Source organism: Catenulispora acidiphila DSM 44928 (genome assembly GCF_000024025.1).
Taxonomy (GTDB): Bacteria; Actinomycetota; Actinomycetes; order Streptomycetales; family Catenulisporaceae; genus Catenulispora; species Catenulispora acidiphila.
On record NC_013131.1, the window covers coordinates 2410506 to 2423915 of the forward strand.

Annotated in this window: 13 protein-coding genes; 9 read left to right on the top strand and 4 right to left on the bottom strand. The window is 70.1% G+C overall.

Going from position 1 to position 13410, the window contains the following annotated elements; translation table 11 throughout:
- Positions 1-345 precede the first annotated feature (345 nt).
- Genes CACI_RS10590 through CACI_RS10605 form a run of 4 tightly spaced genes read left to right on the top strand, consistent with a single transcriptional unit; the run spans position 346 to position 4421 of the window.
- A complete protein-coding gene (locus tag CACI_RS10590) occupies positions 346-1812 on the top strand; it encodes an aldehyde dehydrogenase family protein (RefSeq protein ID WP_012786337.1) in 1467 nt (488 codons plus the stop codon).
- On the top strand, positions 1797-2726 hold the full coding sequence (locus CACI_RS10595; protein WP_223297500.1) for a CoA transferase subunit A: 930 nt from the start codon (positions 1797-1799) through the stop codon (positions 2724-2726). The genes CACI_RS10590 and CACI_RS10595 overlap by 16 nt, the downstream gene beginning before the upstream one ends.
- The gene (locus tag CACI_RS10600) at positions 2723-3568 is read left to right on the top strand and encodes a CoA-transferase subunit beta (RefSeq protein ID WP_012786339.1); all 846 of its coding nucleotides are present in this window, start codon (positions 2723-2725) and stop codon (positions 3566-3568) included. The genes CACI_RS10595 and CACI_RS10600 overlap by 4 nt, the downstream gene beginning before the upstream one ends.
- Complete coding sequence (locus CACI_RS10605) at positions 3561-4421, top strand: citrate/2-methylcitrate synthase (RefSeq protein WP_012786340.1); 861 nt, start codon at positions 3561-3563, stop codon at positions 4419-4421. Before CACI_RS10600 ends, CACI_RS10605 begins: the two co-directional genes overlap by 8 nt.
- Before the next feature lie 574 nt (positions 4422-4995).
- Here CACI_RS10605 and CACI_RS10610 read toward each other — a convergent pair.
- The 3 genes from CACI_RS10610 to CACI_RS10620 all read right to left on the bottom strand — a co-directional run bounded on the left by CACI_RS10610 (position 4996) and on the right by CACI_RS10620 (position 7149).
- The gene (locus tag CACI_RS10610; protein WP_012786341.1) at positions 4996-5205 is read right to left on the bottom strand and encodes a cold-shock protein; all 210 of its coding nucleotides are present in this window, start codon (positions 5203-5205) and stop codon (positions 4996-4998) included.
- A 321-nt stretch (positions 5206-5526) separates the two neighbouring features.
- Positions 5527-6054 carry an NUDIX domain-containing protein gene (locus CACI_RS10615; protein WP_012786342.1) on the bottom strand — a complete coding sequence of 176 codons (528 nt, stop codon included), beginning with the start codon at positions 6052-6054 and terminating at the stop codon, positions 5527-5529.
- Positions 6055-6135: 81 nt separating this feature from the next.
- A complete protein-coding gene (locus CACI_RS10620) occupies positions 6136-7149 on the bottom strand; it encodes an MBL fold metallo-hydrolase (RefSeq protein ID WP_012786343.1) in 1014 nt (337 codons plus the stop codon).
- 222 nt (positions 7150-7371) lie between these two features.
- On the opposite strand from CACI_RS10620, the gene CACI_RS10625 reads away from it, so the two are divergent.
- From CACI_RS10625 to CACI_RS10640, 4 genes are all read left to right on the top strand, one after another.
- Positions 7372-8838: an aldehyde dehydrogenase gene (locus CACI_RS10625; RefSeq protein ID WP_012786344.1), complete on the top strand. Its 1467-nt coding sequence runs from the start codon at positions 7372-7374 to the stop codon at positions 8836-8838.
- Between the two features lie 25 nt (positions 8839-8863).
- On the top strand, positions 8864-9079 hold the full coding sequence (locus CACI_RS10630) for a ferredoxin (RefSeq protein WP_223297501.1): 216 nt from the start codon (positions 8864-8866) through the stop codon (positions 9077-9079).
- A gap of 92 nt (positions 9080-9171) precedes the next feature.
- Complete coding sequence (locus CACI_RS10635; protein ID WP_012786346.1) at positions 9172-10140, top strand: bifunctional helix-turn-helix transcriptional regulator/GNAT family N-acetyltransferase; 969 nt, start codon at positions 9172-9174, stop codon at positions 10138-10140.
- Between the two features lie 30 nt (positions 10141-10170).
- Positions 10171-11169, top strand: coding sequence for a small ribosomal subunit Rsm22 family protein (locus tag CACI_RS10640; RefSeq protein WP_012786347.1), 999 nt, complete (start codon positions 10171-10173; stop codon positions 11167-11169).
- A gap of 77 nt (positions 11170-11246) precedes the next feature.
- On the opposite strand, the gene CACI_RS10645 is transcribed toward CACI_RS10640, so the two are convergent.
- Positions 11247-11885 carry a TetR family transcriptional regulator gene (locus tag CACI_RS10645; RefSeq protein WP_012786348.1) on the bottom strand — a complete coding sequence of 213 codons (639 nt, stop codon included), beginning with the start codon at positions 11883-11885 and terminating at the stop codon, positions 11247-11249.
- Positions 11886-12087: 202 nt separating this feature from the next.
- Here CACI_RS10645 and CACI_RS10650 point away from each other — a divergent pair, with 202 nt between their 5' ends.
- Positions 12088-13410 carry a glycosyltransferase family 4 protein gene (locus CACI_RS10650; RefSeq protein WP_012786349.1) on the top strand — a complete coding sequence of 441 codons (1323 nt, stop codon included), beginning with the start codon at positions 12088-12090 and terminating at the stop codon, positions 13408-13410.

Genomic DNA, 13410 nt, shown 5'->3' on the forward strand with positions numbered 1-13410 from the left:
GTGACCGACGGGCCTTCGCCGGGTGAACAATCGGCGCCGGGACACTGCGCCAGGCCTTGGGATACCGCGAGCCTCCCGCTGGAACCGCTCGTCGTCGCGGGGTGCTCCGTGGACCGCAGTTTTCCGTCGCGGGCACGGGCCGCCAACCGGGGTACCGGCTATGGCGCCTATAGCGGAAGGGCTCCTCCCAGGCCATGCGCGGCGCGCCACCCCCTGGTTCACGCACTGTTCATCCAAGTGCTCGTTGCCGTGCTTCGATGCGCACGCCGCGATAGCCAGCCGCTATCCCTTCCATGCCGAAGAGCGGTCTTGGCGGATGCCCGCGCTTATCCCAAGGTAGGAACCATGGTTGATCAACTCCCTGTCCGCCCCGAGCACCTCGGCAACTTCGCCGGCGGCCTCTGGGGCCCGGCGTCGGCCGGCGGGACTCGCGCGAATGTGAGTCCCGCGGACACCTCCGACGTGCTCGGCCGCTTCGCCGATTCCACTGCCGCCGACGCGGTGCGCGCGGTGGACGCCGCCGAGGCCGCGCTGCCGGCGTGGCGGGCGCTCGGACCGATCAAGCGCGCCGAGATCGTGCGCCGTGCCGAGCGGATCATCGGCGAGCGCGAGGACGAGTTCGCCCGCGCCGTCAGCCGGGAGCAGGGCAAGCTTTACAAGGAGGCACTCGGCGAAGTCCGGCGCGGCATGGCGATCCTGGACTTCACCGCCGGGGAGGGCCGCCGCCTCAACGGCTCCACCACGCCGGCCGAGGAGCCGCGGACCGTCGCGATGACGTTCCGACAGCCGATCGGCGTGGTCGGGCTGATCACGCCGTGGAACTTCCCGCTGGCCATCCCGATCTGGAAGGTGGCGCCGGCGCTGGTGGCCGGGTGTACCAGCATCCTGAAACCCTCGCCGCTCACGCCCTACTCCGCAGCGCTGCTGGTGCAGGCGTTCGCCGACGCCGGGGTCCCGGACGGCGTGCTGAATCTCGTGCAGGGCGACCGGGAACCCGGCGAGGCGCTGACGAACGACCCGCGCGTGGCCGGCATCTCCTTCACCGGCTCGCTGCCGGTCGGCCGCGCGATTCACGTCGCCGGCGCCGGTCGGCTGATGAAGACGCAGCTGGAGCTCGGCGGCAAGAACGCGGTGCTGGTGCTGGCCGACGCCGATCTGGACAAGGCCGCCGCGGCGATCGTGGTCGGCGCGTTCGGCCAGGCCGGGCAGCGGTGCTCGGCGACCTCGCGCGTGGTGGTCGACGTCGCGGTCAAGGAAGCCTTGCTGGACAAGGTGATCGCGAAGGTGAGCGCGCTGAAAGTGGGCCACCCCTTGGACCCGGACGCCGACGTCTGCCCGGTCGTGAACGAGGACCGGATGACCGCGTGCCTGGAGGCCATCGCCACGGCGCAGGAAGTCGGGGCGAAGGTCGCGGTCGGCGGACACCGTTTCACCGACGGCGTGCCGGACGGCTACTACGTCGAGCCGACCGTGCTGCGCGACGTCCCGTGGGACTGCGAGATCGCGCAGGAAGAGATCTTCGGACCGGTCCTGTCGGTCATCGACTGCGACGGGTTCGACGACGCGATGCGCATCTCCAACTCGGTGAAGTACGGCATGTCCGGAACCATCTTCACGCAGAACCCGGCGCACATTTTCGAGGCGCTGGAACGCTTCGAGGCCGGCATGCTGCACGTCAACCGGCCCGGCGTCGGCGCGTACGCGCACCTGCCGCACATGGGTGCCAAGCAGTCGCAGTACGGCGCGCCGGAGTGCTCGCCGGAGGTCTGGGACTTCTACACCGAATGGCGGTCCGCGTGCATCAGCTTCTGAATCCGCTGAGCCAGGCCAGGGTGATGAGCGCTGCCGAGGCGGTGCGGACCTTCGTCGAGCCCGGCGCCGTCCTGGGCCTGGGCGGCCAGAACATCAACCGCTGTCCGATGGCGCTGGTGCACGAGGTGGTGCGGCAGGACATCGGGGATCTGGCGGTCGTCGGCTGCAACCTGTCGCTGCCGCTGGACCACCTGGTCGCCGCGGGGCTCGTGGCCCGCACCGAGCAGGGCAGCGGCAACCTGGAGAAGTTCGGCACGCTGTTCAGCTGGCGGCGGGCCGTGGAGGCGAACCGCATCGAGGTGCGCGACTACTCACATCTGTCGATGGCGTCCCGGTTTCTGGCCGGTGCCATGGGATTGCCGTTCATGCCGGTGCGTTCGCTGCTGGGTTCCTCAGTGCTCGAACGCCTCGTCGCCGAGGGGGACGCGGTGGTCACCGCCGACCCTTGGAGCGGCGAGCCGGTGGTGCTGGTGCGCGCCTGCACGCCCGACGTTTCGCTGATCCACGCCAACGCCGCCGACACCGACGGCAACGTGGTCATCGACGGGGTGACGAGCCATGAGGTGGACATGGTCCGGGCCTCGCGGCATGTGATCGTCTCGGTGGAGGAGGTGCTGCCGGCCGGGGCGTTCGACGACCAGCCTGAGCGGGTCACGATCTCGGGGGCGTACGTCAGCGCGGTCGTCGAGCAGCCTTGGGGCGCTTGGCCGACCAGCGTCTATCGCCGTTACGACTACTACGAATCCGAGATCGACGGCTATCAGAAGAGCGCCAAGGCCGGGGACGAGGGTCCGCGCCGGTATCTGGCGGAACAGGTGAGGGCGCACGCCGATTTCGACGGGTACCTGGCCGCGTCCGATCCCGGCGGATCGTCGAGGGCTGCGATGGCTGAGCAGATGCGGAGCCTGTTGTGACGGTCACCGAGTCCACTGCCGACGCTGGTGCTGGCACCGGTGCCGACGCCCCGCCTCTCTCCGCGCTGCCCCGCGAGCTGCTGGTGTTCGAGGGCGCGCGGCAGATCGCCGACGGCGACTGCGTGATCGCCGGTACCGGGCTGCCGCTGCTGGCCGGGCTGGTCGCGCAGCGCACGCACGCGCCGAGCGCGCGGCTGTTGATCGAATCAGGGGTCGTGTTCCCGAAGGTGGTGCCCACGCCGCTGTCGGTGGTGGACCCGCGGATCATGCACGCGCCGTCCAAGCTCGGCTCGCTCATCGAGTCCCTCGGCGGATTCGTGCAGCGCGGGCTGGTCTCCACCGGGTTCCTCGGCGGCGCGCAGATCGACGCGCGGGCCAACATCAACTCGACGTGGATCGAGCGCGGCAGCGGCCGGGTGCGGCTGCCCGGCAGCGGCGGCGCGAACGACATCGCCTCGCACTGCGCCACGATCGTGGTGCTCACCAGCCACGAGAAGCGGCGCTTCCCAGAGCGCTGCGACTACGTCACCTCGCCGGGCTTCCTGGATGGTCCCGGCGCCCGCCGCCGTGCCGGGCTGAACCCGGTGCGGGTGAAGGTGGTCACCGACCTGTGCGTGCTGGAGGGCGACGACGCGGTCGGGGAGCTGACCGTCACCGCGCTCATGCCGGGCGCCACGGTCGAGGACGTGCTGGCGAACACCGGCTTCACGCCGCGGGTGGCCGACCGGCTCGCGGTCGTCGCCGCCCCTTCCGCCGAGCATTTGGCGCTGCTGCGCGACGTGCTCGACCCCGAGTCCCGCTATTTTCCCGAGCGACTGAAGAACGGAAACGCCCATGACTGACAACGCTGCGAACACTGCGAACGCTGAGAAGACGCCCTTCCACTGGAAGTCCAACATCGCCTGGAAGAACCGCGACCGGATCGTGGTCCGCGGCTACGACGTCAACGAGCTGACCGGCAACCTGGACTTCGGCCAGATGCTGTTCCTGGTCCTCAAGGGCGAGCTGCCGACCGAGGCACAGGCGAAGATCACCAACGCCATGATGGTCTCGCTGGCCGAGCACGCCATGTCCCCCTCCTCGGCCACCGTCCGCTTCGCCACCTCCGGCGGCGCCGAACTCAACGGCGCGGTCTCCGCCGGCGTCGCCGCCATCGGCCGCCTGCACGGCACCGCCGACCGCCCCGCGACCATGTACATCGGCGTGGAGAAGCGCGCAGCCGACGATGGCATCCCGATGCAGGAGGCCGCCGCACTGACCGTCCAGGAGATGCGCGCCCGCCGCGAGAACATGCCCGGCTACCACCACGCCCAGCACATCCGCGACCCCCGCACCGTGCGCCTCCTGGAACTGAGCGACAAGTGGGGCATCAGCAGCACCTACGTCGCCATCGCCCGCGCCATGGAGGACGCCACCGAGCAAGTATTCGGCCGCCGCCTCTGGATCAACGGCCCCGGCGCCATGGGCTGCATCGGCCTCGACGCCGGCTACACACCCCCCGAGATGAAAGCCATGTTCATCACTGCCCGCACCCTCTCCCTCTGCGCCCACTCCATCGAAGAATCCACCCGAGAAAAAGGCTGGCGAGCCTCCGAGAACTCCGACATGGTCCAACCCCTCTCCCTCCAGATGCAGGGCCCGAACTGGTACGACGGCCCAGCCGACCGCGCGCTGCCGACGAGGCTCGGGGAGTAGGCGGGCGCCGAACCGCGACCGCGATCGGGATCGTGATCGGGATCGGCGGAGGCAGCGGCGATCACGGCGGCTCGGTAGTGGGTGGCTGCCCTCAGCGAGCAGCGGTCTGCCTAGTGCGGCTGGCTGATCGAAGGTCGGCGGCCGGATTCAGCGAGGCAGCAGCCCAGTCGATCGGGAGCCAGCGGCAGGATTCAGCGAGCAGCAGCCTGGCTGATCAGAAGCCAGCCGCAGGGTTCGGCGCGCAGCAGTCCGGCTGAGCGGAAATCGGCGGCAGGGTTCGGCGCGCACTAATCCAGTCGTTCGGAAATCGGCGGCTGCGTGCGGCGAGTAGTGCGCAGCTGATCGGAAGCCGGCCGCCGCGTTCAGTGGATCGCAGCCCTGCCGTCGCTCGCCGCGAGCCGATCTACCGCTTGCTTGGCGCACATCCAGCCCCAGCCGCCCCGCACAGCCCCGCTGCCGCCCGAACCGCCGTCCCGCGATCTCCCCAGATCCGGAAAGCCCTCCGCGCGCCCCTGGAGCCGGAGAAGCCCCCGCGACTGGACGTCGCGGGGGCCACTGTGAGTGTTGGGTCGGGTTACTGGGCGAGGGCCCGAACCTTCTCCGCCTGCGGGCCCTTCGGGCCCTGGGTGATCTCGAACTCGACCGGCTGGTTCTCTTCGAGGTTCCGGTAGCCGGAACCCTCGATGGCCGAGAAGTGGACGAAGACGTCCGGGCCGCCGCCGTCCTGAGCGATGAAGCCGTAGCCCTTCTCGCCGTTGAACCACTTGACCGTGCCAGTTGCCATGCTGCGTTCTACCTCGGAAATCACTCCCGCTGTGAGCGGGACCGGTGGTGGGTACCAGCGCCTGTCGCGCGGATACCGGTCGAGCTTGGAGTGAGTCCGGATGTGCTTCATGAACCGACTGCCCAGTGCGACCGTGCGTCACGGTAGCACTACCAGCTCGGCGACGATAGGTGAAACGACAAGGTGAGCAACGTGTCGTCACTCTCGTGGCGCACAGATCCGCCCTGACGTGCGGTGTTCCGGCAGTGGTCGGGGCGGCTCCGGGCGTGGTCGGCGGGGGTGTCGGGGTGTTCGCGGGGCGGGGGTAGCCCACATGGCGGGTCAGCCGAGAGCGGCAAAGAAACGATCGCTCATCTCGGTGTGGAGGGGGAACGCCAGGGGTTGGGCGTGGTCCACGACGACCAATTCCAGCGTCTCGCCGTTGGACAGCGTGCGGACGCGCTCGGCCGTCAGCTCGGCGAGATCCTCGACCGGGCGCGGCTTGACCCGCCCGAAGAGCAGGATCACGTGGCTGGGGGCGCTCAGCACGTCGGCGAGCTCCACCTCGGCCACGTCGGCGCGCAGCCCGGTCTCCTCCCACAGCTCGCGCACCGCCCCCTGCTGCCAGCTCTCGCCCTCCTCGATGAAGCCGCCGGGCAGGCCGATCTCGCCGAGCTGCGGCTCGATCCCGCGGCGCACCGTCAGCAGCCCGGTCCGGCCGTCCTCGCCGATGATCGGCATCATCACCAGCGCCACCGGCAGCGGGTTGAGCCAGGTGGTCTCGCCACAGTTCGCGCAGACCCGCGGCCACGCGGATTCCGGGACGTAGGCGGTACCGCAGTAGGAGCAGTGCGAGTTGTGGACCGGCATGGTTCGTCAGCCTACGCCGACGCTTCACGGAGTGAACCGTCGGCTCCCCGTACAAGCCGCGCCGCGCCCTTGATCACCCGCTCACCCCGCGAGCGAGAACTCGATCGGCTCCGTCGAGGCCAGCCGCACGCGCCCGGTCAGCGCCAGATGCCGCAGATGCGACCCCGCCTCGCCGAGCGCCAGATGCCGCGCGAAGGTGTCGAGGCGCTCCCAGCCCTTGTTCCACTCCATGCCCTCGGTGATGCTCCACAACGTCTTCGGCCCGGCGGCCAGCTGCCCCTCGATCTGCTCCAGGCGCCGCGCGTGGTGCTCGGCGATCTCCGCGGCGCGCCCTGCGACGTCGTCGAAGGGCGCGCGGTGCGCCGGCAGGGCGCGGGTCGCTCCCAGCGCCGAGACCTTGCGCAGCGAGGCGAGGAAGTCCCCGAGCGGGTCCGTGGTCCCGACCACGTGGTCGTCGTAGACCGTGACCACCGGCGTGATGCCGGGCAGGACGTGGTCGCCGGTCAGCAGCGCCCCGCTGTCCTCCAAGTGGAAGCAGGTGTGCCCGGGGGAGTGGCCCGGCGTCCAGACGGCGCGCAGCGTCCGCCCCGGGACGTCCATCAGCGTGCCGTCCTCGATCAGCACGTCCGGGACCGCCGGCTTGGCACCGGACGGGATCGCCGACGCCGCGCTCGCGACCGCCTCCGGCGGCGCGCCGCACAGCTCCAGCAGCGCCTTGTAGCGCTTGGTCCACGGCTCGCGCTCGGCGGTCCGGACCATCTCGACGACCTTCGCGTCCTCCTCGTGCAGCGCCACCCAGCAGCCGCTCAGCTCCCTGATGCGCCCGGCGAGCCCGTGGTGGTCGGGGTGGTGGTGGGTGACCAGGACGCCGCGCACCTCCGACACCGACGTCCCGACGGCCTCCAGGCCGCGCTCCAGGGTCGCCAGCGAGACCGGGTCGTCCCAGCCGGCGTCGACCAGGACCGGGCCGCCGGCGGTCGTCTCCAGGACGTACACGAGCGTGTAGCCCAAAGGGTTGTCGGGGAAGGGGACGCGGATCGACCAGACGCCGGGGCCCTCGGCGACTGCTGCCTCGGCGGGGGCGGCGTCCGTCATGGCGGTGCTCCTTCACGTCGACTGCGATGGGAACACGTTCTCATGAGTAGTTAGCGAGGCGAAAGGTTCGTCCGTGCGCAGCGCGGTCAACGCCGGACCGGTGCCGGATCCGACGGTCATTGAGCTTGCCCGAAGGAACTGATATCTGTTCTAGCAGACCGCCTTCTGACGGCCTGTCAGCGCGCTCGGCGCGAGACCGGGCATCACGGAGAGGCACTCGCAATGGGCACCGTGACCGAGCACGGGAAACTGTTCATCGGCGGCTCCTACGTCGACCCGGCCACGACCGCGAAGCTGGAGATGATCTCGCCGGTCACCGAGGAGGTGTTCGGCCGCACGCCCGAGGCCTCGCCGGCGGACATGGACCGCGCGGTCGCCGCCGCCCGCCACGCCTTCGACGAGGGACCGTGGCCGCGGATGGCGGTGGCCGAGCGCGTGGAGATCCTGCGCCGGCTGCGCGACCGGTACGAGGCGCGCGCGGACGAATTGGCCAAGCTGATCAGCTCCGAGACCGGATCGCCGTACTCCTGGTCGATCCTGGCGCAGGTGTGGGCGCCGATCATGATCTGGGACTACTTCCTGGGGCTGGCCACGGAGTACCCGTGGGAGGAACTGCGGCAGGGCATGCTCGGTCCGACCATCGTGCGCAGCGAGCCGGTGGGGGTCGCGGCGGGGATCGTGGCGTGGAACGTGCCGCAGTTCATCACCGTGAGCAAGATCGCGCCGGCGCTCGTGGCGGGCTGCGCGGTGGTGGTCAAGCCGTCGCCGGAGACCGCGCTGGACTCGTATCTGCTCGCTGATATGGCCCTTGAGGCCGGGCTGCCGGAGGGCGTGCTGAACATCGTGCCGGCGGGGCGCGAGAACAGCGCGTATCTCGCGGCGCATCCGGGGCTCGACAAGATCGCCTTCACCGGCTCGACGGCCGGCGGCAAGGCGGTCCTGGCCGCCGCCGGCGCGAACCTGACGCGCGTGACGCTGGAACTCGGCGGGAAGTCCGCGGCGATCATCCTGCCGGACGCGGATCTGAGTACTGCGATTCCCGGACTGCTGCCGAATTCGTATATGAACAACGGACAGGCATGTGTTGCCCAGACACGGGTTCTGGTGCAGCGCGATCGGTACGCCAAGACCGTCGAGGCGATGGCGGAGGCTGTCAAGGCACTGAGAACCGGCGACCCGCTCGACCCCGAGACGCAGATCGGTCCTCTGGTCGCCGAGCGGCAGCGCGATCGAGTGGAGTCCTATATCGCCAAGGGGATCGGCGAGGGCGCGCGGGTGGTCGTCGGCGGCGGGCGTCCGGCGGATCTGCCCAAGGGGTGGTTCGTCGAGCCGACGCTGTTCGCGGACGTCGACAACCGCATGGTGATCGCGCAGGAGGAGATCTTCGGTCCGGTCGTCGCGATGATCCCGTACACCGACGAGGCCGACGCGGTGCGGATCGCCAACGATTCCGATTACGGGCTCTCGGGATCGGTGTGGTCGGCGGACGTGGAGCACGGGCTGGACGTGGCGCGGCGCGTGCGAACCGGCAACTACGGCGTCAACACCTTCGGGATGGAGTTCAATTCGCCCTTCGGCGGGTTCAAGCAGTCCGGGGTCGGCAGGGAGTTCGGGCCCGAGGGCTTGCGGGCATATCTGGAAACGAAGACCGTGCACTTGCCGAGCGGCTATACCCCTGAAGGGTTTTGATTCGGTGGCAGAGACCAAGTGGCGTGTGACTGTCGATACCGACCTGTGTATCGGCTCCGGGGGGTGCGTGCTGCGCGCGCCCGACGCGTTCGAGCTGGACACGGCGCGGCAGTCGTGCCCGAAGCACGAGGTGATGGCGCCGTCGGACGACGTTCTGGAGGCTGCGGAGACCTGTCCGGTGGAGGCGATCACGATCGTGGAGGAGGGGAGCGGGGCGGAGGTGTTCCCGCCGGCCGACTGACGGGTCCGCCGCTCGCCGCCGGTGTCCAGGGCGCCCGAAATTCTTTGACTCAGTCATTGACTGAGTCAAACGATGCTGCCTACCATGGCCGAATGGTGGATCTAGCACCCGCGGTGGCGGCCGTCCGTTCGTTCAACCGGAGCTACACGAAAGTCATAGGCGTCCTCGAGGACGGGCTGTTGAAGAGCCCTTACACCCTGACCGAGGTCCGGGTCCTCTTGGAGATCGCGCACGCCGGGCCGGAGGGCTCGACCGTGGTGCGGATCCGGGAGGACCTCGGTCTCGATCCCGGCTACCTGAGCCGCATCCTGGCGCGCTTCGACAGCGAGGGGATGGTGGTCAAGGGGCGCGCCGCCGATGACGCGCGGCGCGGAACGGTGCAGCTGACCGAGCGCGGGCGCGGGGTCTTCTCAGGGCTCGACGAGCGCTCGAGCGAGCAGGTCGGGGAGTGGCTCTCGCGGCTGGGGGCGGGGGACCGGGGGCGGCTGGTCGAGGCCATGGGGCAGATCGGCGGGCTGCTGGGGTTCGCCGAGAACAAGGCGTCCGCGAGCCAGGCGCCGCCCTCCAAAGCTGATGTCGTGCTTCGGGCGCCGCGTCCCGGCGACTACGGCTGGGTCGTGGAGCGCCATGGAGCTCTGTACGCGAGCGAGCGCGACTTCGACGAGACCTTCGAGGCGGACGTCGCGCGCATCGTCGCGGACTACGCGGGCTCGCACGACGCCGAGCGCGAGGCGTTCTGGATCGCCGAGGTGCAGGGGCGGCGGGTCGGATGCGTCGCCTGCGTCCGGCGTCCGACCGAGGACGGCGTGGACACGGCGCAACTCAGGATCCTGCTGGTCGACCCGTCGGCGCGCGGGTTCGGCGTCGGACGGCGGCTGGTCGATGAGTGCCTGGAGTTCGCGCGCAAGGTTGGCTATCAGCGAATGATGCTGTTCACCGTGGACGGGCTCAGCTCGGCGCACCGGATCTACCGCGCGAGGGGGTTCGAGATCGTGCGTCAGGAGGCAGTCGAGATGTGGGGACACCACTTGGTGGAGCAGGAGTGGGAGTTGGAGCTGTAGCGGCGTGCCGGATGGCAGGATGGAGCCGCTATGGACCTCCCCACCGACCTCGCCGCGGCGCTCGACGCCGCCACCGCCGACCTGCCGTTGCGTGAGCTGGAATCGTCGGTCGACCGCCTGATCGCGCGGTACCGGACCCCGGGGCGTGCCGATCGCCCGATCCTCAGCGGTCACATCGACGCCGCGGCTTATGCGGCGTACCGGATGCCGGCGACGTGGGGTGCGGTGCGCGCCGCGCTCGCCGCTACCGCGGAGCGGCGGCCGGGCTGGGCGCCGCAGAGTCTGGTGGACGTCGGCGGCGGGACCGGGGCGGCGGCGTGGGCCGCGGCGACGGTGTTCGGCGATTCGCTGAAGGAGGTCACTGTTCTCGACCAGGTGACCGAGGCGCTGGAGTTGGGGCGAGGGCTCGCGCGTAATGCTTTCTCGGGCGCACTGCGGCATGCGGAGTGGCGGAAGGTGCGCTTCCCGGCGGAGGTTCCCGGGGCGGATCTGGTGACTGTCTCCTACGTCCTCAGCGAGCTGGCACCGGACGCGCAGCAGGCTCTGGTCCGCGCGTCGGCAGCCGGCGCCGAGACCATCGCGATCCTCGAGCCCGGCACGCCCGACGGCTACCAGCGCATCATCGCGGCACGCGACGTGCTGATCGATATGGGACTACGGGTAGCGGCACCGTGTCCGCACTCGGAAACGTGCCCGCTGCTTGCCACAGGCGACTGGTGCCACTTCGCCTCCCGCATCCACCGCACCCCGCTCCACCGTCGCCTCAAGGGCGCCGACCTCCAGTACGAGGACGAGAAGTTCGCCTACGTCGTCGCGACCCGCACCCCGGTCGGCGCATCGCCGGCGCGCATCCTGCGGCATCCCCAGACCCGCAAGGGACTGGTGATGATGCAGCTCTGCCAGCCGGACGGCACGGTCGCCCAAACGCTCGTCTCCAAGCGCCAGGGCGACGTCTACCGCGCCGCGCGCGACGCCGACTGGGGAGATGAGTGGCCGGTGTTGGGAAGCGCGCAGCAGCCAACCGACTGATCGCCGGACCTTGTGCAGCCACTCACCTAGACGCGAGATCTGCTAGACGCGAGATCTGTGCCCCTGTGTACCGCTGCTCACTCCGCCGACGTAGCCTGCGAGACCAGCGTGCACGCCGTGTCGATGTCCGCCTTCACCTGCGAGATGGAGGCGCGGCCGGACAGCCAGGTGATGAGGGTCGAGTGCCAGGTGTGGGTCACCACGCGGACCGCTGCCAGCTCGGCGCGGGTCAGGGGGCGTCCGGAGTGGATGGCGTCGGCGATGACGTCGGTGATCAGGCGGTTCACCGCGTCGACCTCGGCGGAGACCGAGCGGTCGGCGAAGGTCAGGGCGCGCATCATCGCCTCGGCCAGGTGGGGTTCGCGCTGGAGGGCCTTGAAGGTGCGCATCAGGGTTTCCGCCACGCGTTCGCCGGGGTCGGTGCTGACCGGCGGTTTGCGGCGGAGCTGGTCGTGGAGCTGCTCCAGTTGGTCCTGCATGGTGGCCACGAGAAGGTGAATCTTGGAGGGGAAGTAGCGGTACAGGGTGCCCAGGGCCACCTCCGAGGACTCCGCCACCTCGCGCATCTGCACCGCGTCGAAGCCGCCGCGGGCGGCGAGCTGCTGGGTGGCGCGCAGGATGCGCTGGCGGCGGGCTTCCTGACGCTCCGTCAGGGCCGGGACCGGCGACGGCGCCGAAGCGGGGGGTCCGGCGGGTGCCGACGCGTCAACCGTCATGGGCTTTCCTCAACCTCTGTGAACTCTGGGAAATCTGCTGAACCGTCTGTGAACTGTGTCACGCACCAACTCTGCCACCTGCGGCGCGGGCGAAGTAGGAACTTGTTCTAGATTAGCGCCACGGATTATGCTCCGTTGACCCGCTCGTGATGCCGTCTAAGCCGTGAAGGCGGGACACGGACTTACGAAGCGAGGATCGAGCATGGCAGATAGGCCGCTGCGCATAGCCTTGCTTGCTTATAAGGGAAACCCCTTTTGCGGAGGCCAGGGCGTCTACGTCCGGCATCTCTCCCGGGAACTGGCCAAGCTCGGGCACACGGTGGAAGTGCTGGCCGGGCAACCGTATCCGGTGCTCGACCCCGAACCCGGCGTCACGCTCACCGAGATCTCCAGCCTCGACCTGTACCGCCAGCCCGACCCGTTCCGCACCCCCAAGCGCGGCGAGTACCGCGACTGGGTGGACATGCTCGAGGTCGGGACGATGTGGACCGCCGGGTTCCCCGAGCCGCTGACCTTCTCCCTGCGCGCGCTGCGCCACCTGTCCGCGCGGCGCGGCGAGTTCGACGTGGTCCACGACAACCAGTGCCTGGGCTACGGCCTGCTCGGCATGCCGCGCCTGGGCTTCCCGACGATGGCGACCATCCACCACCCGATCCAGGTGGACCGCGAACTGGAGCTGGCCGCCGCGCCGACCAAGTCCCGGCAGGCCTCGCTGCGCCGCTGGTACGCCTTCACCAAGATGCAGACCCGCGTCGCGCGGCGGCTGCCGGAGATCATCACCGTCTCCTCCTCCTCGGCCGCGGAGATCGAGCAGTACCTCGGCGTCCCGCAGCGGCGGATCAGCACGATCCCGATCGGCGCCGACACCGACTCCTTCGCCCCGGACGCCTCGGTGGCCAAGGTCCCGGGGCGGATCGTCACCACCGCCAGTGCCGACGTGCCGCTGAAGGGCCTGCTGCCGTTGGTCGAGGCGCTGGCCAAGGTGCGGGTCGAGGTCGACTACGCGCAGCTGGTCGTCGTCGGCAGGGCCAAGGAGGACGGCGTCGTCGCCAAGGCGATCGAGCGCCTGGGCCTGTCCGACGCGGTGCGCTTCGTGCACGGCATCTCCGACGCCGAGCTCGTCGAGCTGATCCGCTCGGCCGAGGTGGCTTGCGTGCCCTCGCTGTACGAAGGCTTCTCCCTGCCCGCCGTCGAGGCGATGTCCTGCGGGACCGCTCTGGTGTCCACCACCGGCGGCGCGATCCCCGAGGTGGCCGGCCGGGACGGCGAGACCACGCTCGCGGTGCCGCCGGGCGATCCCTCGGCGCTCGCCGGGGCGTTGACGCGGGTGCTGCGGGACGCCGATCTGCGGGCCCGGCTGGGTGCCGCGGCGCGGGAGCGGGTCCTGGAGAAGTTCACGTGGCGCGCCGCCGCGATCGCCACCGCCGAGCGCTACCGCGCGCTCATCGAGGCCGACCGGGATCCGGTCGACTGGGACCGCATGGCCGCCGACAGGCTCCGCCGTGGCAGAAAGGCAGGGGTCTGA

Bases quoted from the DNA above. Each gene is read 5' to 3' on its own strand.
- CACI_RS10590 (WP_012786337.1), top strand. From the start codon at position 346: ATGGTTGATCAACTCCCTGTCCGCCCCGAGCACCTCGGCAACTTCGCC.
- CACI_RS10605 (WP_012786340.1), top strand. From the start codon at position 3,561: ATGACTGACAACGCTGCGAACACTGCGAACGCTGAGAAGACGCCCTTC.
- CACI_RS10610 (WP_012786341.1), bottom strand. From the start codon at position 5,205: ATGGCAACTGGCACGGTCAAGTGGTTCAACGGCGAGAAGGGCTACGGC.
- CACI_RS10615 (WP_012786342.1), bottom strand. From the start codon at position 6,054: ATGCCGGTCCACAACTCGCACTGCTCCTACTGCGGTACCGCCTACGTC.
- CACI_RS10620 (WP_012786343.1), bottom strand. From the start codon at position 7,149: ATGACGGACGCCGCCCCCGCCGAGGCAGCAGTCGCCGAGGGCCCCGGC.
- CACI_RS10625 (WP_012786344.1), top strand. From the start codon at position 7,372: ATGGGCACCGTGACCGAGCACGGGAAACTGTTCATCGGCGGCTCCTAC.
- CACI_RS10635 (WP_012786346.1), top strand. From the start codon at position 9,172: ATGGTGGATCTAGCACCCGCGGTGGCGGCCGTCCGTTCGTTCAACCGG.
- CACI_RS10640 (WP_012786347.1), top strand. From the start codon at position 10,171: ATGGACCTCCCCACCGACCTCGCCGCGGCGCTCGACGCCGCCACCGCC.
- CACI_RS10645 (WP_012786348.1), bottom strand. From the start codon at position 11,885: ATGACGGTTGACGCGTCGGCACCCGCCGGACCCCCCGCTTCGGCGCCG.
- CACI_RS10650 (WP_012786349.1), top strand. From the start codon at position 12,088: ATGGCAGATAGGCCGCTGCGCATAGCCTTGCTTGCTTATAAGGGAAAC.